This is a genomic window from Pseudomonas sp. GW821-FHT09C08, assembly GCF_059418125.1.
In genome coordinates this window covers 138,874-161,889 of record NZ_JBWKPG010000003.1, presented here as the reverse complement: position 1 = coordinate 161,889, position 23,016 = coordinate 138,874, and the positions used below count along the sequence as shown (strand labels likewise).

The 23,016-nt window shown below is 62.5% G+C and carries 17 protein-coding genes; 8 read left to right on the top strand and 9 right to left on the bottom strand.

Annotated features, from left to right (window positions below):
* Nucleotides 1-6 precede the first annotated feature (6 nt).
* From AC07OJ_RS11770 to AC07OJ_RS11750, 5 genes are read left to right on the top strand one after another with little or no spacing between them, the layout of a single operon-like run.
* Nucleotides 7-1,761: a bifunctional alpha/beta hydrolase/class I SAM-dependent methyltransferase gene (locus AC07OJ_RS11770; protein ID WP_495094576.1), complete on the top strand. Its 1,755-nt coding sequence runs from the start codon at nt 7-9 to the stop codon at nt 1,759-1,761.
* Nucleotides 1,762-1,763: 2 nt separating this feature from the next.
* The gene (locus AC07OJ_RS11765; RefSeq protein WP_495094575.1) at nt 1,764-3,062 is read left to right on the top strand and encodes a phosphatase PAP2/dual specificity phosphatase family protein; all 1,299 of its coding nucleotides are present in this window, start codon (nt 1,764-1,766) and stop codon (nt 3,060-3,062) included.
* Entirely contained in the window at nt 3,052-3,495 is a 444-nt protein-coding gene (locus AC07OJ_RS11760; RefSeq protein WP_106805586.1) for a hypothetical protein, read from the top strand. The genes AC07OJ_RS11765 and AC07OJ_RS11760 overlap by 11 nt, the downstream gene beginning before the upstream one ends.
* 9 nt (nt 3,496-3,504) lie before the next feature.
* Nucleotides 3,505-4,125: a lysophospholipid acyltransferase family protein gene (locus tag AC07OJ_RS11755; RefSeq protein WP_065902657.1), complete on the top strand. Its 621-nt coding sequence runs from the start codon at nt 3,505-3,507 to the stop codon at nt 4,123-4,125.
* Between the two features lies 1 nt (nt 4,126).
* A complete protein-coding gene (locus AC07OJ_RS11750; protein ID WP_065902659.1) occupies nt 4,127-5,059 on the top strand; it encodes a phosphatidate cytidylyltransferase in 933 nt (310 codons plus the stop codon).
* Nucleotides 5,060-5,154: 95 nt separating this feature from the next.
* On the opposite strand, the gene AC07OJ_RS11745 is transcribed toward AC07OJ_RS11750, so the two are convergent.
* Nucleotides 5,155-5,637, bottom strand: a complete 483-nt coding sequence (locus tag AC07OJ_RS11745; RefSeq protein ID WP_065902660.1) for an Lrp/AsnC family transcriptional regulator — start codon at nt 5,635-5,637, stop codon at nt 5,155-5,157.
* Between the two features lie 127 nt (nt 5,638-5,764).
* Here AC07OJ_RS11745 and AC07OJ_RS11740 point away from each other — a divergent pair, with 127 nt between their 5' ends.
* From AC07OJ_RS11740 to pbpC, 3 genes are all read left to right on the top strand, one after another.
* Nucleotides 5,765-6,394: a LysE family translocator gene (locus AC07OJ_RS11740; protein WP_065902661.1), complete on the top strand. Its 630-nt coding sequence runs from the start codon at nt 5,765-5,767 to the stop codon at nt 6,392-6,394.
* A 77-nt stretch (nt 6,395-6,471) separates the two neighbouring features.
* On the top strand, nt 6,472-12,276 hold the full coding sequence (locus tag AC07OJ_RS11735) for an alpha-2-macroglobulin (protein ID WP_495094574.1): 5,805 nt from the start codon (nt 6,472-6,474) through the stop codon (nt 12,274-12,276).
* Nucleotides 12,257-14,554, top strand: coding sequence for a penicillin-binding protein 1C (gene pbpC, locus AC07OJ_RS11730; protein WP_495094573.1), 2,298 nt, complete (start codon nt 12,257-12,259; stop codon nt 14,552-14,554). Before AC07OJ_RS11735 ends, pbpC begins: the two co-directional genes overlap by 20 nt.
* On the opposite strand, the gene AC07OJ_RS11725 is transcribed toward pbpC, so the two are convergent.
* The 8 genes from AC07OJ_RS11725 to atpD all read right to left on the bottom strand — a co-directional run bounded on the left by AC07OJ_RS11725 (nt 14,555) and on the right by atpD (nt 22,993).
* Nucleotides 14,555-15,721 carry a hypothetical protein gene (locus tag AC07OJ_RS11725; RefSeq protein ID WP_495094572.1) on the bottom strand — a complete coding sequence of 389 codons (1,167 nt, stop codon included), beginning with the start codon at nt 15,719-15,721 and terminating at the stop codon, nt 14,555-14,557. It lies immediately after the preceding gene.
* Complete coding sequence (locus tag AC07OJ_RS11720; RefSeq protein WP_106805580.1) at nt 15,718-16,299, bottom strand: LemA family protein; 582 nt, start codon at nt 16,297-16,299, stop codon at nt 15,718-15,720. The genes AC07OJ_RS11725 and AC07OJ_RS11720 overlap by 4 nt, the downstream gene beginning before the upstream one ends.
* A 100-nt stretch (nt 16,300-16,399) precedes the next feature.
* Nucleotides 16,400-16,765: an avidin-fold protein gene (locus tag AC07OJ_RS11715; RefSeq protein ID WP_495094571.1), complete on the bottom strand. Its 366-nt coding sequence runs from the start codon at nt 16,763-16,765 to the stop codon at nt 16,400-16,402.
* Between the two features lie 60 nt (nt 16,766-16,825).
* On the bottom strand, nt 16,826-18,658 hold the full coding sequence (gene glmS / locus AC07OJ_RS11710; RefSeq protein WP_065902670.1) for a glutamine--fructose-6-phosphate transaminase (isomerizing): 1,833 nt from the start codon (nt 18,656-18,658) through the stop codon (nt 16,826-16,828).
* A gap of 10 nt (nt 18,659-18,668) precedes the next feature.
* Nucleotides 18,669-19,436 (bottom strand): DeoR/GlpR family DNA-binding transcription regulator, encoded by a 768-nt coding sequence (locus AC07OJ_RS11705; protein WP_028618576.1) that lies wholly within the window; start codon nt 19,434-19,436, stop codon nt 18,669-18,671.
* 229 nt (nt 19,437-19,665) lie between these two features.
* Entirely contained in the window at nt 19,666-21,033 is a 1,368-nt protein-coding gene (gene glmU, locus AC07OJ_RS11700; protein ID WP_495094570.1) for a bifunctional UDP-N-acetylglucosamine diphosphorylase/glucosamine-1-phosphate N-acetyltransferase GlmU, read from the bottom strand.
* Between the two features lie 122 nt (nt 21,034-21,155).
* The gene (locus tag AC07OJ_RS11695; protein WP_003177061.1) at nt 21,156-21,572 is read right to left on the bottom strand and encodes a F0F1 ATP synthase subunit epsilon; all 417 of its coding nucleotides are present in this window, start codon (nt 21,570-21,572) and stop codon (nt 21,156-21,158) included.
* A gap of 44 nt (nt 21,573-21,616) precedes the next feature.
* Nucleotides 21,617-22,993 (bottom strand): F0F1 ATP synthase subunit beta, encoded by a 1,377-nt coding sequence (gene atpD / locus AC07OJ_RS11690; RefSeq protein WP_015886645.1) that lies wholly within the window; start codon nt 22,991-22,993, stop codon nt 21,617-21,619.
* Nucleotides 22,994-23,016 lie beyond the last annotated feature (23 nt).

Genomic DNA, 23,016 nt, shown 5'->3' with positions numbered 1-23,016 from the left:
TTTGCGATGCGCGAACAGCAAGAGCACACCTTCAGTACCCATGATGGCGTCGAGCTTTTCTATCGGCACTGGCCGGCTACTGCGCCTGCGGGCGATGAGCCGCGCAAGGCGATCCTGCTGTTCCATCGCGGCCATGAGCATTCGGGGCGCATCGCGCACCTGGTGGATGAACTCGACCTGCCGCAATTCGACTTCTTCGCCTGGGACGCCCGCGGCCACGGTCAATCACCGGGCGCGCGCGGCGACAGCCCGAGCTTCGCCACCAGCGCCCGCGACGTGCAGACCTTCTGCGAGCATATCGGCGCGGCTTACAGCATCGAGGAAGAAAACTTCGCGGTGGTCGCGCAAAGCGTCGGCGCGGTGATCGCAGCCACTTGGGTGCATGACTACGCGCCGAAAATCCGCGCGCTGGTACTCGCCTCGCCGGCGTTCAAGGTCAAGCTGTACGTGCCGTTCGCACGGCCAGGGCTGGCGCTGATGCGCAAGTTTCGCGGCAACTTTTTCGTCAACAGTTACGTCAAGGCCAAGTTCCTCAGCCATGACCCTGAGCGCGTGGCTTCCTACGACAGCGACCCGCTGATCACCAAGGCCATCTCGGTCAATGTGCTGCTTGGCCTGTACGAAGCGGCCGACCGCGTCGTGGCCGATGCCCAGGCGATCCAGGTGCCGACCCAACTGCTGATCTCCGGCTCCGACTTTGTGGTGCACCGCAAACCCCAGCAGCAGTTTTTCGACCGCCTTGGCAGCCTGAAAAAAGAGCTGCATATCCTCCCCGGTTTCTTCCACGACACCCTTGGCGAACGCGACCGCGCGGTGGCCGTGAGCAGTGCCCGGCGCTTTATCCTGCAGAATTTCACCCAGCCGCTGGACCGCGCTTGCCTGCTGGACGCCGACAAGCTGGGTGCCACCTGCGCCGAGTCCGAAGCCCTCGCCGCGCCGCTGCCGCGCAATTCCCTGCGCGACCTGTACTGGCGCCTGACCCGCGCCAGCATGGGTCTGGGCAAGAACCTGTCGGACGGGGTGAAACTCGGTTTCGACACCGGCTTCGACTCCGGCAGTACCCTGGATTACGTGTACCGCAACAAGCCCACCGGCAAGGGCGGGCTGGGGCGGATGATCGACACCAACTACCTCAACTCCATCGGCTGGCGTGGCATTCGCCAGCGCAAGTTGAATGTCGAAGAACTGCTGCGCCTGGCCATGACCCGGCTGCGCGATCAGCAGCGCGAAGTGCGCATCGTCGACATCGCCGCCGGCCACGGCCGCTACATCCTGGAAGCCTTGCAGGGTGTGTCGCCGCTGCCGGAGTCGATCCTGCTGCGCGACTACAGCGACATCAACGTGCGCGACGGTGGCGCCCTGATCCGCGAGAAGGGCCTGGGAGATATCGCGCAGTTCGTCAAAGGCGATGCATTCGACCGACTGGACCTGGCCGCACTGGAGCCCAAGCCGACGCTGGCGGTGGTGTCCGGGCTGTATGAATTGTTTGCCGACAACGGCATGGTCGGCGGCTCACTGGCGGGCCTCGCCGAGGCCGTGGAGCCTGGCGGTTATCTGGTCTACACCGGCCAGCCGTGGCACCCGCAGCTGGAACTGATCGCCCGTGCGCTGACCAGCCATCGCCAGGGCCAGGCCTGGGTGATGCGCCGCCGCAGCCAGGCGGAAATGGACCAATTGGTGGAAGCCGCCGGTTTCCGCAAGATCACCCAGCGTGTGGACGAGTGGGGCATCTTTACCGTGTCCCTGGCACAGAAGATCTGAACATGCGCGAACCCGGCCTGTTAAAGCCAGCGGTGCTATGGCTGCTGCTGTTGGCGCCGCTGTTTTTCAGTACCTATGGCTTCGCCACCTGGGTCACCAGCCAGCGCAGCGACGTCGGCACGCTGGTGTTCGACTGGGAAACCCATATGCCCTTCTGGGCCTGGACCATCGTGCCCTACTGGTCCATCGACCTGCTCTACGGTTTCTCGCTGTTGCTGCCCAATAGCCGTCACGAGCTCAAGCAACATGCCCTGCGCCTGTTGACGGCGCAGGTCATCGCAGTGAGTTGCTTCCTGATCTGGCCGCTGCGCTTCACCTTCGAACGCCCGGAACTGGACGGCGTGTTTGGCTGGCTGTTCGCCGTGCTGGCGGGGTTCGACAAGCCGTTCAACCAGGCGCCCTCGCTGCACATCGCGCTGCTGGTGATCCTGTGGGTCATGTACCAACGCCATACGCAGGGCTTCTGGCGCTGGGTGGTGCATGGCTGGTTCGCGTTGATCGGGATTTCAGTGCTGACCACTTATCAACACCACTTTATCGACTTACCCACAGGCGCCCTCGCCGGCTGGCTGTGCGTGTGGTTGTGGCCGCTGGAGCACCCCAGCCCGCTATTGAATGCGCGGCTGACGCGAGACCCGAAGCGCTGGCGGTTGGGCGCGCGCTACGGCCTCGGCGCCCTGGTGTTGGTCATCCTGGCCTTTGGGCTGGGCGGCGGGTGGTTGTGGCTGCTGTGGCCAGCGGTTTCATTGGGTCTGATCAAGGCCAATTACTTCGTGCTCGGTGCTGCAGGCTTCCAGAAACGCGCCGATGGCCGGCTCACACCCGCCGCCCGCTGGCTGTACGCGCCTTACCTCGCGGGCGCGTGGGTCAATTCACGGCTGTGGACACGCAAACATCCACAGCCGGATCTGATTGTGGATAACGTCTGGCTCGGCAGGATTCCCAGCGCCCGCGAGCAGGAGCCGTTCAAGGCTATCGTCGACCTGTGCGCCGAATTGCCGATTAATCCACAGGGCCGCGCTTATCAGAATGTGCCGGTGCTGGACCTGATCGCACCGACACCCGAACAATGCCTGCAAGCCGCACACGCCATCGAACGTCTGCGCCAGAGCGGGCCGCTGCTGGTGTGCTGCGCCCTCGGCTATTCACGCAGCGCCACCGCCGTCGCTGCCTGGCTGCTGCACAGCGGCCGTGCGGCCACAGTAGATGACGCGCTGGCTATTATTCGTGCAGCGCGTACCCGTGTAGTCCTGCACCCCGCTCACCGTAAAGCTCTGGAGGGTTTGCCCCATGCCCGCTGATATGGAACTGCAGGTCGTCGCCAGCCTGCTACGCCGTGGTCGTTCACTGGATCAGTTATCCACAGGCCTGACCGTGGTCGGTGTGTTATTCGGCTTGGCCCAGTTGCTGATGGCGAGTATTTCGACCATCTGCCTGCTGCTCAGCCTGTGGATGATTATCCTCGGGCTGCTGCAAAAGTACTGGGCACTGCGCGTGGCCTTTGATGCCGACCTCTTCGCGCTGCTCGCCCGCGACACCGATCGTACCGCAGACCTCGACCAGGCCCTGCAATCCCTTGGCCTGCAGTCGGCCAAGCGCGCGGGCCGCCCCTGGACCGAGCGCCGTCGCGGCGCCCTCAAACTGCTGCGCAAACAAGCCTGGCTGCTGGGCGCGCAAGCGCTGCTGACCCTCGCCGTGATCCTCGCCAGCCCCTGGCTGCCCTTCGCCGGATAAGGAATCCCCATGTTCGAACCCGTGGTCGCCACGCTGATTACCTCCATGGCCCGCACCGTCACCGGCGCCCGCAGCCTGTGGCTGGGCTGCGCGCCGGTGCCGGTGCAGCGCATCTATTTCGCCAACCACAGCAGCCACGGCGATTTCGTGCTGCTGTGGGCGTCGTTGCCGCAAAACCTGCGCAAATTCACGCGCCCGGTAGCCGGCAGCGATTACTGGAACAAAAGCGCAGTGCGCCGCTACATCATCAACCGCGTGTTCAATGGCGTGCTGATCGACCGCGAGCGCAAGGACCCTGTGGATAACCCCTTGCAGCCCATGCTCGATGCGCTGGAGGGTGGAGACTCGCTGATCATCTTCCCCGAAGGCACACGCAATCTGGAAGACGGCCTGCTGCCGTTCAAAAGCGGCCTGTATCACCTGGCGAAAAGTTACCCACAGGCCGAGTTGATCCCGGTGTGGATCGCCAACCTCAACCGCGTCATGCCCAAGGGCCGCGTGCTGCCGCTGCCTCTGCTGTGCACCACCAGCTTCGGCGCCCCGCTGCAATTGGCCGAAGGCGAAGACAAAGCCGCGTTCCTCGCCCGTACCCGCGATGCTTTGCTCGCCCTTGCCCCGGAGCATTCCTGAGATGGATAGCCAAACCCTGATGTTGTTCGGCGGGATCGGCGCGATCCTGGTACTCGCCTCGCTGATCGGCCTGGTCCTCAAACTGCGCACGCGTGGCACGCCGAATGCGGTGATCGAGAACCTCAACGCGCGCATCAACGCCTGGTGGGTGATGGTAGTCGTGATCGGCATCGCCTTCTGGCTCGGTACCGGCGCGGTGATCCTGCTGTTCTACGCGGTCTCGTTCTACGCCCTGCGCGAATTCCTCACCCTCACGCCTACCCGCCGCAGCGACTACCCGGCCCTGGTGGCCGCGTTCTACCTGGCCCTGCCGCTGCAATACCTGTTGATCTACTCGGACTGGTACGGGCTGTTCTCGATCTTCATCCCGGTGTACGTGTTCCTGCTGCTGCCGATCCTCGCCTCGCTTGGCGGCGACACTACGCACTTCCTGGAGCGTGCCTCGAAGGTGCAGTGGGGCCTGATGATCGCGGTGTTCTGCGTGTCGTTCGTCCCGGCCCTGCTGACCCTCGACATCCCTGGCTATGAGGGCCGCAACCTCTTGCTGATCGCCTACCTGGTGATCGTGGTGCAACTCTCGGACGTGCTGCAGTACGTGTGCGGCAAGCTGTTCGGCAAGCACAAGATCGCGCCCAACCTGTCGCCGTCCAAGACCGTTGAAGGGTTTATCGGCGGGGTTTTGCTCTCCTCGCTGATCGGCGCCGCGCTGTGGTGGACCACGCCGTTCAACCCGTGGCAGTCGTTTTTGATCGCATTGCTGATCAACCTGCTGGGCTTTGCCGGCGGCATCGTGATGTCGGCGATCAAGCGCGACCGCGGCGTGAAAGACTGGGGGCACATGATCGAAGGGCACGGCGGCATGCTGGATCGACTGGATTCGGTATGTTTTGCCGCGCCGATCTTCTTCCACCTCGTGCGCTACTGGTGGACCTGAAAAATCCTAAGGAGCCGGCTTGCCGGCGATGACGGTCTTGAACACTGCATGAAATTCGCAGGCCTCATCGCTGGCACCCCGACGCCTACGGATCATTAGCCTGGCAAATGCCCGAGCGGCAACGCCCCCGGGGTTTTCACGGTCTGGATCGCGAAGTTGCTGCGGATATCCCTCACGCCCGGCAGCTTCAACAGGCTGCCGGTGACGAACCGCTCATAGCCACGCAAGTCCGGCACCACCACCTGCAGCAGAAAGTCCGACTCGCCCGAGACCAGGAATGCCGAGATCACCTCGGGCAGCGCAGTGACCGCCTCGCGAAAGGCGTTGGCCTCGGTGTCGTTATGCCGTTCCACTTTCACCCCGACAAATACCATCATGCCCAGCCCCACTTCATCGCGGTCGAGCGTGGCCTGGTAGCCGCGAATCACGCCGGCCTCTTCCAGCAGGCGCACACGCCGCAGACACGGTGAGGCAGACAGGCCGATTTCGTCGGCCAGTTGCACGTTGCTCAAGCGGCCGTCGCGTTGCAGGGCCTCGAGAATCTTGCGATCAAACGTATCGAGTTTGAGAGTTGGCATAAGTGAATGGCTGTTAGCTTATTCAGTGGCAGAGAATGCCAAGACTAGACGCTTTTCTGGCTTATTACGCAAGCACCTGCCCCGCCCTCGCGCCCTAGAATCAGTCGACCAAATACGGGGGTGGAACATGGCGGAACTCTGGTTGTTTTTGATGGCCCTGTCGGTGGCGTATCTGTTGCCGGGGCCGGACATGATCCTGTTGCTGCAGACCGGCGCACGCCAGGGCAAGGCCCTCGCGCTGACCACGGCGATCGGGCTGGGGATTGCCCGGGCGTGCCATGTGGCGCTGGCAGGCATGGGCCTGGCGACCTTGTTCAAAGTGGCGCCGTGGACATTCGATGTGGTGCGCCTGGGCGGCGCGGCCTATCTGCTATGGCTGGGGGTTCAATGCTTGCGCGCGAATATGCTGCCGTCCCTCGCCAACGCGAACACGCCGCCAACGCTGCATGCCTGGCGCACGGCGTTTCAACGCGGCCTGCTCACCAACCTGCTCAACCCCAAGGCGCTGTTGTTCTGCTCGGTATTGCTGCCGCAATTCATCAACCCGCAGGCTGGGCCAGTGGCAATGCAGTTTGCGTGGTTGGGGGTGATGCTGGTGAGCGTCGGTTTCGCCTTCGACTGTTGTTATGCCCTGACGGGTGCGCGCATCGGCCATTGGCTGGCGCGTAATCGCTCGGCGCAGCGTATGCAGCAGTGGTTGTTCGGCAGTCTTCTGATCGGTTTTGCGGTGCGCCTCACTTTTGTGCAACACGCCTAGCGGTACGGCGTATCGGCGTCATCTTTTGTATCAAAGACGCGTGTAAGATACGCCGCACTTAGCCAGGGATGCTCACCATGTTCGATTCGTTCAAAGCGATCAGCCGCCGTATCAGCGCTGTGTTGTTGACTGTGGTGGGGGCCGTTTTCGGCCAATGGCATCCGCCGCTCTGGCTCCGTGCGATCGGCCGTGGCGTGGCGAACCTGGGGCACAAGGCGCGTGCCTATCCGCGTCAGGCCGGCGCCGGCCTAGTGGGCCTGGTGTTGCTGGCGGCCGCAGGGTTCTACGGCTGGCACTGGTATTCCAACCTGCCGCAGCCCCACACCGTGGGGTATTCGCTGCACAAGCCCAACCTGACCGACTACACCCTACAGCCGCCGGTTGTGGATAACCTGCAAGTACGCTTCGCCGAATCCGTGGCCCCGCTGGCCGCCATTGGCAAGCCGGTGACCGAAGGCATCACCCTGAACCCCTCCGTGGCCGGTGCCTGGCGCTGGTCCGATGACCGCACCTTGCTGTTCGTGCCGGAAAAGGACTGGCCGGTAGACGCCCATTACACCCTCGGCCTGGCCAAGAAAAACCTGCTGGCCGATGGCGTGCTCCTCAGCCAATACAGCAGCCAGTTTTCCACCCAACCGTTCCGCGCCACCCTGGCGCAAAACGAGCTGTACCAGGACCCGTCCAACCCGACGCTGAAACAGCTGGTGGCAACCTTCCATTTTTCCCACCCTGTTGACGAAGACAGCCTGCGCAAGCGTGTCTCGGTGACCCTCGGCAAAGGCCTGGCCTACCGCGACGCCCAATTGCCCAACCGCCCGGAAATCACCTTCGACGAGAAAAAACTCAACGCCTACATACGCTCTGCCGCCCTGGCCACACCGCTGGAAAGCACGCCGGTCAGCGCCAAGCTCGACGAAGGCATCAAGGCGCGCGACGGCGGTAACGCCAGCGCCGCAGCGCTGGTGGCGGAAGTCACCGTGCCCGGCCGCTACCGCCTGACCTTTACCGGCGCCGACGTCAGCTTTGTGGATAACGCGCGCGGCGAGCCCGAGCCGGTGCTGATGTTCAGCAGCTCCAGCGCCGTAGCCGATGACACCATCGCCGGTAAGGTGCAGGCCTGGCTGTTGCCGGAAAAAGCCCAGGACGACACGCGCCCCTACAACAGCAACGACATCGACGACGCCCTGCTCGCCCGCAGCAGCAAAATCACCTTGACCCACGTGCCCAGCGTCGAACCGTTGAACACCCTGCACGCCTTCAAATTCAAGGCCCCGGCCGGTCGCGCCGTGTATGTACGCGTGCCCGCCAACCTCGAAGCCATCGGTGGCTATCTGGCGAAAAATCCGACAGCGTCGCTGCTCAGCATGCCCGCGTATCCGCGCACCTTGCAGTTCCTGTCCGACGGCGCGCTGCTCAGCCTCAATGGCGAAAAACGCCTGGGCTTCATGGCTCGCGGCGTGCCCGGCGCGCATGTGGAAATCGCCCGCCTGCTGCCCAACCAATTGCAACACCTGGTGGACCAGAGCAGCGGCAGCTTTGCGCGGCCTAACTTCGGCAACGAATACTTCGACCGTATGGTCGAGCGTCAGGCACTGGATATTCCGCTGTCGTCCTCGGATCCTGCGAAAACTGTCTACGACAACGTCGATCTCAGTCACTACCTCACCGCCAATGGCGGCCGTCGCGGCATTTTCGTACTCAAGCTCAGCCCGCAGGATGATCCCGCAACACGCACATTCGAGTACGAGCGCAGCAGCACCAGCGATCTGCGTTTTATCGTGGTGACCGACCTTGGCATCATCGCCAAGCGCTCCAGCGACGGCAGCCATGATGTGTACGTGCAGTCCATCGGCAGCGGTTCGCCGGTGACGGATGCGCAAGTCGACATCATTGGCCGCAACGGTTTGCCGGTGAGCAGCGGCCATACCGACGCCGAAGGCCACGTGCATTTCGCCAAGCTGGATGAACTGCGCCGTGAGAAAACGCCGCTGATGTATGTGGTCACTCGCGGCAATGACCAGTCGTTCCTGCCGATTGCCCGTCAGTCCCAACAACTGGATTTATCGCGCTTCGACGTAGGTGGTCTGGAAGAAGACGGTGCGGTTGATCGTCTCAGCGCCTACCTGTTCACCGACCGTGGGCTGTACCGGCCCGGCGAAACCGCGCACCTGGGCATGATCGTGCGCAGCGGCAACTGGAAAGGCGCCCTGCAAGGCTTGCCGGTGGAGCTGCAAATCACCGACCCGCGGGGCCTTGAAGTGATTCGCCAGCCGCTGAAGCTATCCGCCAGCGGTTTTGAAACCTTTGATTTCCCCAGCAGCGAAGTGGCCCCCGCCGGCGACTACACCGCGACCTTGCAGCTGATCGGCGAGAAGCAGACCCGCACCGACCTGGGCAGTGTCAGCTTCAAAGTCCGCGACTTCGAGCCGGACCGCATGAAGGTCAGCCTGAGCCTGCACGACACCCCGGTGCAGGGCTGGATCCCACCTGACCAGGTGGTGGCCAAAGTCACTGCGATGCACTTGTTCGGTGCCCCGGCATCCGGCCGGCGTGTCACCGCGAAAATGTCCCTGAGCCCCACGCTCGCGGCCTTCGACCGTTACCCCGATTACCGCTTCCGCCTCAACGATGCCCTAGAGGAGGCCAGCACCGAAGACCTGGCCGAGACCACCGTCGACGACAACGGCCAGGCCGTGCTCGACCTCAACCTGCAACGCTTCGCCAACAGCACCTATCGCCTGCAGGTGATGACCCAGGTGTTCGAGGCTGAAGGCGGCCGCAACGTGGCCGCGCAAAGTGCCGTGCTGGTGTCATCCGCGCCCTACCTGGTGGGTGTGAAAAGTCAGGATTCGCTGTCGTACGTCGCCAAGGACGCCCCACGCCAGGTGCAATGGCTGGCCGTCGCGCCGGACCTCACGCCACTGGCAGTGGACGGCCTGACCAGCGAAGTGGTCGAGCACCGCTACGTGTCGGTACTGGTGAAACAGTCCAACGGCACCTACAAATACGAGTCGCGCATCAAGAACATCAGCCAACCCGCCTCACCGCTGGTGATGACCCAGGAAGGTGCCAAGCAGACGCTGAACACCGGCACGCCGGGTGATTTCACCCTGCAACTCAAAGACGCCAACGGCAACCTGCTCAACCAGATCGACTACAGCGTGGCCGGCCGTGGCAACACTTCGCGCTCGCTGGAACGCAACGCCGAGCTGCAATTGCGCCTGGATAAACGCAGCTACGCCACCGGCGATGAGATCGCGATCAGCATCCGCGCGCCGTACACCGGCGCCGGCTTGATCACCATCGAGCGCGACAAGGTCTACACCCAGCAGTGGTTCAAGGCCGACAGCACCAACAGCGTGCAACATATCCGCGTTCCGGCAGGGCTTGAGGGCAATGCCTACGTCAACGTGCAGTTCGTGCGGGACATCGGTTCGTCCGAGGTCTATATGAGCCCGCTGTCCTACGGCGTGGTGCCCTTCAGCATCAACCTGGATGCGCGGCGCATGGCACTGAAGGTCGAAGGCCCGGCGAAGATCGAACCGGGGCAGACCCTGGACATCAAGGTCAACGCCGACCGTCCGGGCCGCGCGGTGGTGTACGCGGTGGACGAAGGCATCCTGCAAGTGGCGCGCTACCAGACGCCGGACCCGCTGGGCTTCTTCTTCCAGAAGCGGGCGCTGGAGGTCGGCACCAGTCAGATCCTTGACCTGATCCTGCCGGAATTCAGCCGCCTGCTCAGTGGGGCAGCGCCGGGTGGCGATACCGAAGGCGCCCTGGCCAACCACCTCAACCCGTTCAAGCGTAAACACCAGCCGCCAGTGGCCTGGTGGTCGGGCCTGGTGGACCTGCCGGCGGGTGAAACCGTGCTGCATTACCAGGTGCCGGACAGCTTCAACGGCAAGTTGCACCTGTTTGCGGTGGCGGTGGATGCCGACAGCGTCGGCGTCAGCGAGGCCAACACCGAGGTGCGCGGGCCGATTGTGATCACCCCGAACGTGCCGGCCTTCGTGGCGCCGGGCGATGTGTTCAACGTCAGTGCCGGGGTGTTCAGTAACCTCGACGCGGCGGCGGACGTGAAGTTTGAAGTGCAGACCAGTGCCGGCCTGGTGGTGCAGGGTGACAAGGGCAGCACCTTGTCCCTGCAACCGCGCAAGGAAGGCACCGCCGAGTTCAAGATCAAGGTCGGCGACACCCTCGGTTCGGCGGACCTGCGTTTTGTCGCGGTGCTGCCGGATGGCAAACGTATCCAGGTCGCCGAAACCACCTCGATCCGCCCACTGAGCGAGCATCGCGTGGCCCTGAGCCTGGGCCGCTTCGACAGCGCCAGCAAAGAGCTCAAGCCGACCCGCGAACTGTTCAGTCAATTGCGCGACGTGCAATTGGGTGTGGCGGCCTCGCCATTGGTGTGGGCCAACGGCCTCAAGCATTACCTGGATGACTACGGCTATGCCTGCACCGAGCAACTGGTGTCCAAGGCCATGCCGGCATTGATCTGGGGCGGCAATGCACCAGAGGCCGAACAGGCCTTCGGCAGCGCGGTACGCATGCTGCGCCAGCGCCAGAACCAGGCCGGCGGCTTCGGTTTGTGGGCGGCCAACCCGGACGTGGCGCCGTATGCCAGCCTGTACGCCACCGACTTCCTGATCGAAGCCCGGGAACGTGGGCTGCCGGTTCCCGAAGACCTGCTGGTGCGCTCGAATGCGTATCTGACAGACCTGGCCAACGGCCCGAGCGAAGGCCTGTCGGAATTGCGCAACCGTGCCTACGCCAGTTACCTGCTGAGCCGTCAGGGGATTCTCGTCAGCGGCGCCTTGAGCGATATCCGCGAACGCTACGAAAGCTACTTCAAGGACACCTGGCAGAACGACCTCGGCGCCGCTTACCTGGCCGCCAGTTACAAACTGCTCAAGCAGGATCGCCAGGCCGATACGTTGTTCCGCAAGATCCCATGGCGTTCGCTTGTGGATAAGTGGGAAAGCGATGGCCTGTACTACGACCCGCTGGTGCATGACGCGGAGCATCTGCATCTGCTGGCGCGGCACTTCCCCGAACTGCTGGACGATGTGCCGGTGGCGTTGCTGGATAAACTCGGCAAACGCCTCAACGAGCAACGTTACAACTCGCTGTCGGCCGCCCTGTTGCTGCGCGCTCTGGACAACTATGGCCAGCGCGCGCAAAGCGACATGATCCTGAAGGCCACCGCCTGGCTGGGCGACAAACAGCAACAATTGCTGGAAATGGCCGGCCAGCCGCCACGCGCTGCCGTGCCGGGTGCCACGCAAAAGCTGGTAATGGAAAAATCCGACGGCCCAGCGGCGTTCTACATGCTCAGCGAGGCCGGTTTCGACAAGGGCGCCAAGCTCAAGCCAATCACCAATGGCCTGGAGATCATCCACGAATACCTCGACCTCAAGGGCGAGCCGGTGAGTAAAGTGGCGGTGGGCGACGAGTTCCTGGTGCGCTTGCGCCTGCGCGCCACTGACCGTGACCAAGTGCAGCAAGTCGCCGTGGTCGACTTGCTGCCGGGTGGCGTCGAGCCTGTGTATAACTTGCCGCCGGAGCCGGAAGCCGCCAGTGCCGAGGAAAGTGAAGGAGAGGAATCCGAGTACGTGGAAGCCAGCGACGAAGAGGCCGACACCTGGCAGGCGCCGATCGGCGAAACAGATCTGAGTAACTGGCAGCCGGAGTATGTGGATGTCCGCGATGATCGGGTGGTGTTGTACGGCACTGCGCTGCGCGACGTAGGCACTTTCGTTTACCGCGTGCGCGCCACTAACGCAGGCACCTTCAATACACCTCCGGCCTACGCCGAAGGCATGTACGAAACCACCCTGCAAGGGCGCGGCAAAGTAGGCCAGCTTGAAATTACCAAGCCTTAAACGCCTGACGCCGCTGCTGGCAGCGGCGGTGGTGCTGGCGGGGTTGCGGCTGTGGCCCCATGCCCCGCTGGAGCAGGCCGTGACCTCGTCACGGGTGGTATTGGCCGACGACGGCTCGCTGTTGCGCATGACCCTCGCGCAAGACGGCCAATACCGTTTATGGCTGCCGCTGGAGCGCATGTCGCCATCACTGGTCGAGGCCCTGCTGCTCAAGGAAGACCGTAATTTCTACTGGCACCCGGGGGTCAATCCTCCGGCGTTGCTGCGCGCAGCCATGGCGACCTACACCGGTGGCCAGCGCCAGGGCGGCTCGACCCTGAGCATGCAACTGGCGCGGCGCCTGTGGGATCTCAACACCCGGCAAGTACCGGGCAAACTGCAGCAGATCGCCCTGGCCCTGTGGCTGGAAGCACGCTACAGCAAGCACGACATCCTCGAGGCGTACCTGAACCTGGCACCGATGGGCGGCAATATTGAAGGCGCCGAGGCGGCCAGCCGCATCTATTTCGGCAAGTCGGCGGCGCAGTTGTCGCTGTCCGAAGCCCTGGCGTTGGCGGTGATCCCCCAGCAACCGGGGCGGCGTGCGCGCTTTGGGCCGTCGCTGCAAAACGCGCGGCTGCGGCTGATGGCCGACTGGCGCGAAACTTATCCACAGGACGCGCGCAACGCCAGTCTGCTCGACCTGCCCCTGGAAGCCCGCAATCGCCAGCAGATCCCGTTTCTGGCACCGCACCTGAGCGAGCAACTGCTGGCATCCCAGACCGGTAATGAGCTGAACAGCACCCTTAACCTGCCACTTCAGCAATTGCTGGAGCGCTTGATCAGCGGCTTTATCGCCGAGCGCCGCAGCACCGGGGTGGAAAACGCCACCGCGATCCTGATCGACAGCCGCGACCAGAGCGTCAAGGCCCTGGTGGGCTCGGCGGATTACTTATCCACAAGCCTGCATGGCCAGGTCAACGGCGTGCTGGCGCGGCGCTCGCCGGGCTCGACCCTCAAGCCGTTCCTGTATGGGCTGGCGCTGGATCAGGGGGTGATTCATCCGATGAGCATCCTCAAAGACCTGCCGAGTAATTTTGGCTACTTCCAGCCGGAAAATTTCGACGGCAGTTTTGTCGGGCCGCTGACGGCGCGGGATGCCTTGATCCGTAGTCGCAATATCCCGGCGGTGTGGCTGGCCAGCCAGGTGAGGTCACCTTCGCTGTATGGCTTGTTGCAACGGGCCGGTATCAAGGGCCTGCGGGGTGAAAGCCATTACGGCCTGGCCTTGGCCCTCGGCGGTGGTGAGATGACCCCGGAAGAACTCGCGGGGCTGTATGTAATGCTCGCCGGCGATGGGCATCTACGGCCATTGCGCTATCTGCAGGAGCAACCGCAGACCACCGGCGCGCAACTGCTTACCCCCCAGGCCGCGTTTATGGTGCGCGACATGCTGCGCCGCAATCCGCGTCCGGATGGCTTGCCCGGCCGCCATTGGCGCACTGCCTGGAAAACCGGCACCTCCTGGGGCTTTCACGATGCCTGGAGTGCCGGTTTGATCGGCCCGTATGTGCTGGTGGTGTGGGTGGGCAACTTCGATGGGCGGCCGAACCCGGCGTTCATCGGCGCCAAAACCGCCGCGCCATTGTTCTTCCGTATCGCCGACGCCCTGCCCCTGGCCTTGCCCAATGTGCTGATCAAGCCTGACAAGCCGCCCGCCGGACTGGTGCGCATCGACGTGTGCGCAGCCTCCGGCGAGCTGCCCAACCGCTGGTGCCCGCAAACCCGCAAGACCTGGTACATCCCCGGCGTCTCGCCGATACGCGTCTCCAACCTGCACCGCCCGGTGCTGATCGACACCCGCACCGGCAAGGCCGCGTGCCCGCCATTCGAGGCGCAGTACACCCGCGAGGAAGTCTTCGAGTTCTGGCCCAGCGACATACAACGCCTGTACCGCGCCGCCGGCCTGCCGCGCCGCACGCCGCCCACGGTGATGAAAAACTGCCAGCCCAACCGCCTCAGCGACCAGAGCGAAGCGCCGCAGATTCGCTCGCCCCTGACCCAGGTGAGCTACCAGTTACGCCTGTCCCAGCCCCAGGAAAGCATCCCACTGAACGCCAACGCCGCCAGCGATGCGGCGACCCTGTACTGGTTCGCCGACCAGACCCTGATCGGCCAGGGCCCGCCGCAATCCACGCTGAATTGGCGACCGGGCAAGTCGGGGGAATACCGGCTGCGGGTCAGTGATGATCAGGGGCGCAGCGCGAGTCGCGGGCTAAAAGTGGAGTTTGTGCCCTGATCAGGCGTCTTCGTCGCCGAAACTGGCTTTGCCCACGCGTTTGGCAAAATGGTTGTACGCCGCGCCCAGCTTGCGCTGCTCGAAGATCGAGAACACCAGGGTGCCGACCAAGATCAGCATCCACACCAGAAACAACTTCAGCGTATCCACCTGGGCCACGAACAGCAGCAAGGTGACCACGCCGCCAATCACCATGCCCAGCCCGGTCCACGCACCCAACACCCGGCCCACGGCCATGCGGATGCCCTTGGGCAGCACCAGGCGGGTCGCCATCAGCACCACGATCATCGCCAGGAAGAAGCCAAACGCCGCCATGAACGGAATCTGGAAACCGCCCTCGCGATATAACCAGGCCAGCAATTTATACACAGGGCCAAGCTCGGCCATCTGTTGATAAGTGTCCGGCCCCGGCAAATGCAGTTGGGCAATGTGTTCGGGCGTGAGGGCCATGATGCCCACGCCGATCAGCCCCACGCAGGCCGCGTAGAAGCCAGCGGCGCGCCACAGCGGCGCGAGGACCCGACGGTTTTCCACATCCTGAGTCAGCGCTACACCGAACACCGCCTTGGCCTGTTTGCCCTGGGCAATCACGCGCAGGCCGTCGCGTTCGCAGGCATCGCCGATAAGCATCACATCAAGGTCCTGGCTCAGCAGGATTTCACCCTGGCGGCGGGAGCTGCCCATCGGCTCGTAATCGTCAGGCGACTTGTTGCCGAACAGATCAATACCCTCGGCAATCACCCGGATTTCGCCGCTGGCGTCCTGCAGGCTGAAGTCATTGCAGCGCGCCTCGCCCGAAGCCCGGCTCCAGCTCCAATGCCCGTCGTCGTCCTTCTTGCCGTCTTCGATGATCAACACGTAGCCCGCGCAGGGCTTGCCATACACCGGCGACAGCAGCGGCTTATCCACAACCACCTTGCCGCGCAGTTCCACCAACCCCATCGCCAGCGAGCGGATCTGGCTGGTGGCCAGCCGCTGTTCAGTCTTGTAGAAATTGGGCCCGAAGCTGGCCAACAGGCCGAGCAGGATCAACGTCGGGAAAAACAACGCGATCAGGATGTTCGGCGCATAGACCATCAAGCCAATAAAGCCTGCGAGTATCAGCAGCGCCAGCAGGGTTTTCCATGCCTGCTTTTTCTTGATGGCGCCAGCCTGGGTGGTCTTCATGTGCCGGGCACTTCGAGCTTGACGCCTTCGTAGCGGGTTTCTTCAGCACTGATGGCCAGCAACGGAATACGCTGGTAACTGAGCATTCGCGCAAAGAACAGGTCGGGAAACACCGCAATCGCGATGTTGTAGAGGTTGACCGACTCATTGAAGAACTCACGCCGGTCGGCAATCCGCTCCTCCACCGCCGAGATCGCCTGCTGCAACGCGACCATGTTGGGCCCCGAGATCAGCGCGGGGTAATTCTCCGCCACCGCAATCACCGACTTCAGCGCAGCATTGAGCTGGTTGGAGGCGTCGACCTTGTCGTTGAGGCTGCTGGCGTTAAGGTATTGTGTACGCGCGTCGCTCAGGCGGGTGAACAGCGCGTTCTCATGGTTCATGGCGGTCTGGACCACGCGCATCAGGTCCGGGATCTGATCGGCCCGCTGCTTGAGCAATACGTCGATGTTGGCGAAAGCCTTGTCCACATCGTTACGCCGCATCACCAGCCCGTTGTAGACCCCCACCATCCAGCCCACGACGCCCACGACAATGATCAGCGCAACGATGCCGGCGATTAGCAGTTCGATATTCATGGTGAAGGCGTTCCCTGGCTGAGTTATCCACAGGGTCGCATTCTAGGGGGAAAACGGTGTCACGCGACGGGCACTGGCCCACAGAACCGACAAGAGGTGCTTAACCCGAGGAAAGCTCCACGTAGCTCGACTCGCCACCGCCAGCGGCACCTGACAACCAACCCCACTCGAAGCTCAGCGTAGTGCGTCCGACAGGGTCTACAGCGACCGTCCCACGCGACCAACCGGACAGCAGCTGACCGTCCAGCGTCAGGCACTGATACAGCAACTCGATGGTATCCGGGCCTGTCACACGTCCTACTTGCGTACCCAGCCGGATGCGACCGCCTTGGTAGGTGCCGGAGATGGCATCACCTTCGACAAGGTAATGAAACACCGTACCCGTACCCGACAGCCCTTGGGCGTTGTTGGCGACAGTGAATCGGCGATTGTGCAGAAGTGGATGGATCTGGGAGGGCGTGTGCATCGAGGTCGCGTCCTTTCGCGGGGATCTGGAGACCCGGGCGGGTCTCCAGGGCATGGCGGGTTACTCCACGGTCACCGATTTCGCCAGGTTGCGCGGCTGGTCGACGTCGGTGCCCTTGAGCACGGCGACGTAGTACGACAGCAGCTGCAACGGGATGGTGTAGAGAATCGGCGACAGGGTGTCGTGGATGTGCGGCATGTTGATGACGTGAGTGCCTTCACCGTTGACCATGCCGGCTTTCTCATCGGCGAACACGATCAACTGGCCGCCACGGGCGCGCACTTCCTGCAGGTTGGATTTGAGCTTTTCCAACAGCTCGTTGTTCGGCGCGACGGTCACCACCGGCATGTCGTCATCCACCAGGGCCAGTGGGCCGTGCTTCAATTCGCCGGCCGGGTAGGCTTCGGCGTGGATGTAGGAGATTTCCTTGAGCTTCAACGAGCCTTCCATCGCCACCGGGTATTGCGCGCCACGGCCGAGGAACAGGGTGTGGTTTTTGTCGGCGAACAGTTCGGCGACTTTTTCCACTGTGCTGTCCATGGCCAGGGCTTCACCCAGGCGGGTCGGCAGGCGACGCAGTTCTTCTACCAGGGTGGCTTCGACACCGGCGGCCAATGTGCCGCGAACCTGGCCCAGGGACAGGGTGAGCAGCAACAAGCCGACCAGTTGGGTGGTGAAGGCTTTGGTGGAGGCTACGCCGATTTCGCGACCAGCCTGGGTCAGCAGGGTCAGGTCGGATTCGCGCACCAGCGAGCTGATGCTGACGTTGCAGATCGCCAGGCTTGCGAGGAAGCCCAATTCCTTGGCGTTGCGCAGGGCGGCCAGGGTGTCGGCGGTTTCGCCGGACTGGGAGATGGTCACGAACAGGGTGTCAGGCTGCACCACCACCTTGCGGTAGCGGAACTCGCTGGCGACTTCGACCTGGCACGGGATGCCGGCCAGCTCTTCGAGCCAGTAACGCGCAACCATGCCGGCGTGGTAGCTGGTGCCGCAGGCGACGATCTGCACATTGCGCACTTTGGCGAACAGCTCGGCGGCTTGCGGGCCGAACGCGTTGACCAGCACCTGGTTCTGGCTCAGGCGACCTTCCAGGGTGCGCTGCACCACCGAAGGCTGCTCGTGGATTTCCTTGAGCATGAAGTGGCGGAACTCGCCCTTGTCGGCGGCTTCGGCGCCATCACGGTATTGCACGGCTTCGCGCTCGACGGGATTGCCGTCGACGTCCCAGATCGACACGCTTTCACGGCGGATGTCGGCGATATCGCCTTCTTCCAGGTACATGAAGCGGTCGGTGACCTGGCGCAGGGCCAGTTGGTCGGACGCGAGGAAGTTCTCACCCAGGCCCAGGCCGATCACCAGCGGGCTACCACTGCGAGCGGCCACCACACGGTCCGGTTGGCTGGCGCTGATCACCGCCAGGCCGTAGGCGCCATGCAGTTCCTTGACCGTGGCCTTGAGGGCGGTGGTCAGGTCGCTGTGGTCCTTGAGCTTGTGGTTGAGCAGGTGGGCGATGACTTCGGTATCGGTGTCCGAGGTGAACACGTAGCCGAGGCCCTTGAGTTGTTCGCGCAGTACTTCGTGGTTTTCGATGATGCCGTTGTGCACCACGGCCAGGTCACCGGAGAAGTGCGGGTGGGCATTGCGTTCGCACGGCGCACCGTGGGTGGCCCAGCGGGTGTGGGCAATCCCCAGGCGACCGACCAGCGGCTCGCCGAGCAGGGCTTGCTCCAGCTCGGCGACCTTGCCCGGGCGGCGCATGCGCTCAAGCTTGCCGGCGTTGGTGAAGACCGCCACACCGGCGCTGTCATAGCCGCGGTATTCCAGGCGCTTGAGACCTTCAAGCAGGATGGCGGTGACGTTGCGTTCAGCGACTGCGCCTACAATTCCACACATGGTATTTCTCCTAGATGATTGCCGCGCATATCAGCGTAATGCCGCGGGCTTGGATCTGGTCGCGGGCCTCAAGCGGCAGGCGATCATCGGTAATAAGGGTATGGACGCTGCTCCAGGGCAGTTCCAGGTTGGGAATCTTGCGGCCGATCTTGTCGGATTCGACCATCACCACCACTTCACGGGCGACCTCGGCCATCACGCGGCTAAGGCCCAACAATTCGTTGAAGGTAGTGGTACCGCGTTCCAGGTCGATGCCATCGGCGCCAATGAACAACTGGTCAAAGTCGTAGGACCGCAGCACCTGCTCGGCAACCTGGCCCTGGAATGAGTCCGAATGCGGGTCCCAGGTGCCACCGGTCATCAACAGCACCGGCTCGTGTTCCAGTTCGCTCAAGGCGCGGGCCACGTGCAGGGAGTTGGTCATCACCACCAGGCCGGGCTGGTGGCCCAGTTCGGGGATCATGGCCGCCGTCGTGCTGCCGCTATCGATGATGATGCGGGCATGCTCACGCAAACGCATCACGGCGGCCCGCGCGATGGCGCGCTTGTAAACCGAGATGGGTTGGGCGGCGTCGCCGACCAGTTCCTGCGGCATGGTGATCGCGCCACCGTAGCGGCGCAGCAGCAGGCCGTTGCTTTCGAGGGCAGCGAGGTCCTTGCGGATGGTCACTTCCGACGTTTCGAAACGCTTCGCCAATTCGTCCACGCTGACTTCGCCCTGTTCATTGAGCAAGGTCAGGATGTTGTGGCGTCGTTGGGGTGTATTTCGTTTCGACATGGTGATGATAAGTTTCGCTTCGAAAGATAACGAAGGCAATCAAAACCTATTGGCGAAAGATCGTCAAGCGCGGGAATGAGCTTTTTGAATACTCGGAGCAAAAAATGTGGGAGCTGGCTTGCCTGCGATCGCGGCGTGTCAGGCGACATTCATGGTGAATGCCAGACCGCTATCGCAGGCAAGCCAGCTCCCACAGGAGATAGCGTTAGCCGATGAGCGTGTGGATAACTCAGGTCTTGTTGATTTTGACCGGGCGTTTCCAACCGTCGATGTTGCGCTGGCGGGCGCGGGCGACGGCCAGTTGAGACTTATCCACATCCTGGTTGATGGTTGAGCCGGCTGCTGTGGTGGCGCCATCGTCGAGGGTGACCGGAGCAACCAAGGAGTTATTGGAACCGATAAACACGTCCGCCCCAATGGTGGTCTGGTGCTTGTTGGCGCCATCGTAGTTACACGTGATGGTGCCGGCGCCAATGTTGGTTCGCGCGCCTACATTGGCGTCACCCAGGTAGGTCAAGTGGCCGACTTTAGCTTCCGCGTCCAACCTGGCATTCTTCAATTCAACAAAGTTACCCACATGGGCCTTGGCTCCCAGCACGCTACCTGGACGCAACCGCGCGAACGGGCCAGCGTCACTGCCCTCGCCCATCACGGCACCATCGATATGGCTGTTGGCCTTGACCACCACACCTTTGCGCAGGGTGCTGTCCTTGATCACGCAGTTCGGGCCAATCACTACGTCGTCTTCGATGACCACACGGCCTTCGAGGATCACGTTGATGTCGATCAGCACGTCGCGGCCAACGGTGATCTCACCGCGTACATCGAAGCGCGCCGGGTCGCGCAAGGTAACGCCCTGGGCCATCAGGCGACGGCCTTCGCGCAGTTGATAGTGACGTTCCAGTTCGGCCAGTTGCTTGCGGTCGTTGGCGCCCTGCACTTCCATCGGGTCGTGGGGTTGCTCGGTGGCGACCAGCAAGCCATCACTCACGGCCATCTCGATCACGTCGGTGAGGTAATACTCGCCTTGGGCGTTGTTGTTGGACAGACGACTCATCCAGTCGGCGAGCTTATTGGCTGGCACCGCAAGAATGCCGGTGTTGCCCTCGGTGATCGCGCGTTGGGCTTCACTGGCATCCTTGTGTTCAACAATGGCTGCGACCTTGCCATCGGCGTTGCGCACGATGCGGCCATAACCGGTAGGGTCGTCCAGCTCAACGGTCAGCAGGCCCATCTGGCCAGGCACTACGTGTTTGAGCAGGCGCTGCAAGGTTTCCACTTCGATCAGCGGCACGTCGCCATAGAGGATCAGCACGGTGTCGGCGGTAATGAACGGCACGGCTTGCGCGGTAGCGTGGCCAGTACCCAGCTGTTTGTCTTGCAGAACGAAATTCAGGTCATCGGCAGCCAGGCGCTCGCGCACCACATCGGCACCGTGGCCGATCACCACGTGAATTCGCTGGGGGTCCAACTGCCGAGCGCTGTGGATAACATGGCCCAACATCGAATTGCCGGCGACCGGATGCAGCACCTTGGGCAGGGCTGAACGCATGCGGGTGCCCTGGCCTGCGGCGAGAATGACGATTTCAAGAGACATGAATGGCTACCAATCCTGAGCGGTCCTGCTTCAGACCAGAGATGTGTTTTGCTGAAAAAGAAAAAGGGTAGCCGAGGCTACCCTTTTTAATCAATCGCGCATAAGTATTACGGCGTAGCCGCTTACTTCTTGCGGATCTGCTGGAGCGTGCGCAGCTGGGCTGCAGCCTCGGCCAGACGTACAGCAGCAGCGCTGTAGTCGAAGTCCGCACCCTTTTCATTCAGGGCCTTCTCGGCAGCCTTGACGGCTTCCTGAGCGGAGGCTTCATCCAGGTCGCCAGCACGTTGCACGGTGTCGGCAAGTACCTTGACCATGTTCGGCTGAACCTCGAGGAAACCACCGGAGATGTAAAACACCTCCTTTTCCCCGCCTTGCTTGGTCAGAGTGATCGGACCTGGCTTCAAGCTGGTGATCAACGGCGCGTGGCCCATGGCAATACCCAGGTCACCGAGTTCGCCGTGTGCAATCACCATTTCTACCAGACCGGAGAAGATTTCCCCTTCCGCGCTGACGATATCGCAATGGACTGTCATAGCCATCTGATTGCCTCAACCTGATGAGCGCCCGTTTCCGGGCGCCTGGATTACAGTTTCTTGGCTTTCTCGATCGCTTCTTCGATGCCGCCGACCATGTAGAACGCTTGTTCTGGCAGGTGGTCGTAGTCACCGTTGAGGATGCCTTTGAAGCCAGCAATGGTGTCTTTCAGGGAAACGTATTTACCCGAGGCACCGGTGAAGACTTCAGCCACGAAGAACGGCTGCGACAAGAAGCGCTGGATCTTACGAGCGCGGGATACCAACTGCTTGTCGGTTTCCGACAGCTCGTCCATACCCAGGATCGCGATGATGTCCTTCAGTTCTTTGTAACGCTGCAGCACGTACTGGACGCCGCGAGCGGTGTCGTAGTGCTCCTGGCCGATCACGTTCGGATCCAGCTGGCGCGAAGTCGAGTCGAGTGGATCGACCGCTGGGTAGATACCCAGGGAAGCGATGTCACGGGACAGTACGACGGTGGCGTCCAAGTGGGCGAAGGTGGTCGCAGGCGATGGGTCGGTCAAGTCATCCGCAGGTACGTATACCGCTTGGATCGAAGTGATCGAACCTTCCTTGGTCGAAGTGATACGTTCTTGCAGAACGCCCATCTCTTCAGCCAGGGTCGGCTGGTAACCTACTGCCGAAGGCATACGGCCCAGCAGTGCGGATACTTCAGTACCGGCCAGGGTGTAACGGTAGATGTTGTCGACGAACAGCAGAACGTCGTTACCTTCGTCACGGAACTTCTCGGCCATGGTCAGGCCAGTCAGTGCTACGCGCAGACGGTTTCCCGGCGGCTCGTTCATCTGACCGTAAACCAGTGCCACTTTGTCCAGAACGTTGGAATCCTTCATCTCGTGGTAGAAGTCGTTACCCTCACGAGTACGCTCACCCACACCGGCGAACACGGAATAACCGCTGTGCTCGATGGCGATGTTACGGATCAGTTCCATCATGTTTACGGTCTTGCCTACACCGGCACCACCGAACAGACCAACTTTACCGCCCTTGGCGAACGGGCAAACCAGGTCGATAACCTTGATGCCGGTTTCCAGCAGGTCGTTGCCGCCAGCTTGCTCGGCGAACGAAGGTGCTGGACGGTGAATGCCCCAGCGCTCTTCGGTGTCGATCGGGCCAGCTTCGTCGATCGGGTTGCCCAGTACGTCCATGATCCGGCCCAGGGTCGCTTTACCGACCGGTACGGAGATGGCAGCGCCAGTGTCGACAACGTCCAGACCGCGCTTCAAGCCTTCGGTGGAACCCATCGCAATGGTACGAACTACGCCGTCGCCCAGCTGCTGCTGAACTTCCAGAGTAGTTTCCGCGCCTTGTACTTTCAGCGCGTTGTAGATGCTCGGTACGCTGTCGCGTGGAAATTCCACGTCGATAACGGCGCCGATGATTTGAACGATACGTCCGCTACTCATAGCTGGATCCTCTGAATATTTGA

What these genes read in the sequence shown, in the direction of transcription:
- AC07OJ_RS11770 (WP_495094576.1), top strand. Translation starts at nt 7, where the DNA reads ATGCGCGAACAGCAAGAGCACACCTTCAGTACCCATGATGGCGTCGAG.
- AC07OJ_RS11765 (WP_495094575.1), top strand. Translation starts at nt 1,764, where the DNA reads ATGCGCGAACCCGGCCTGTTAAAGCCAGCGGTGCTATGGCTGCTGCTG.
- AC07OJ_RS11760 (WP_106805586.1), top strand. Translation starts at nt 3,052, where the DNA reads ATGCCCGCTGATATGGAACTGCAGGTCGTCGCCAGCCTGCTACGCCGT.
- AC07OJ_RS11755 (WP_065902657.1), top strand. Translation starts at nt 3,505, where the DNA reads ATGTTCGAACCCGTGGTCGCCACGCTGATTACCTCCATGGCCCGCACC.
- AC07OJ_RS11750 (WP_065902659.1), top strand. Translation starts at nt 4,127, where the DNA reads ATGGATAGCCAAACCCTGATGTTGTTCGGCGGGATCGGCGCGATCCTG.
- AC07OJ_RS11745 (WP_065902660.1), bottom strand. Translation starts at nt 5,637, where the DNA reads ATGCCAACTCTCAAACTCGATACGTTTGATCGCAAGATTCTCGAGGCC.
- AC07OJ_RS11740 (WP_065902661.1), top strand. Translation starts at nt 5,765, where the DNA reads ATGGCGGAACTCTGGTTGTTTTTGATGGCCCTGTCGGTGGCGTATCTG.
- AC07OJ_RS11735 (WP_495094574.1), top strand. Translation starts at nt 6,472, where the DNA reads ATGTTCGATTCGTTCAAAGCGATCAGCCGCCGTATCAGCGCTGTGTTG.
- AC07OJ_RS11725 (WP_495094572.1), bottom strand. Translation starts at nt 15,721, where the DNA reads ATGAAGACCACCCAGGCTGGCGCCATCAAGAAAAAGCAGGCATGGAAA.
- AC07OJ_RS11720 (WP_106805580.1), bottom strand. Translation starts at nt 16,299, where the DNA reads ATGAATATCGAACTGCTAATCGCCGGCATCGTTGCGCTGATCATTGTC.
- AC07OJ_RS11715 (WP_495094571.1), bottom strand. Translation starts at nt 16,765, where the DNA reads ATGCACACGCCCTCCCAGATCCATCCACTTCTGCACAATCGCCGATTC.
- glmS (WP_065902670.1), bottom strand. Translation starts at nt 18,658, where the DNA reads ATGTGTGGAATTGTAGGCGCAGTCGCTGAACGCAACGTCACCGCCATC.
- AC07OJ_RS11705 (WP_028618576.1), bottom strand. Translation starts at nt 19,436, where the DNA reads ATGTCGAAACGAAATACACCCCAACGACGCCACAACATCCTGACCTTG.
- glmU (WP_495094570.1), bottom strand. Translation starts at nt 21,033, where the DNA reads ATGTCTCTTGAAATCGTCATTCTCGCCGCAGGCCAGGGCACCCGCATG.
- AC07OJ_RS11695 (WP_003177061.1), bottom strand. Translation starts at nt 21,572, where the DNA reads ATGGCTATGACAGTCCATTGCGATATCGTCAGCGCGGAAGGGGAAATC.
- atpD (WP_015886645.1), bottom strand. Translation starts at nt 22,993, where the DNA reads ATGAGTAGCGGACGTATCGTTCAAATCATCGGCGCCGTTATCGACGTG.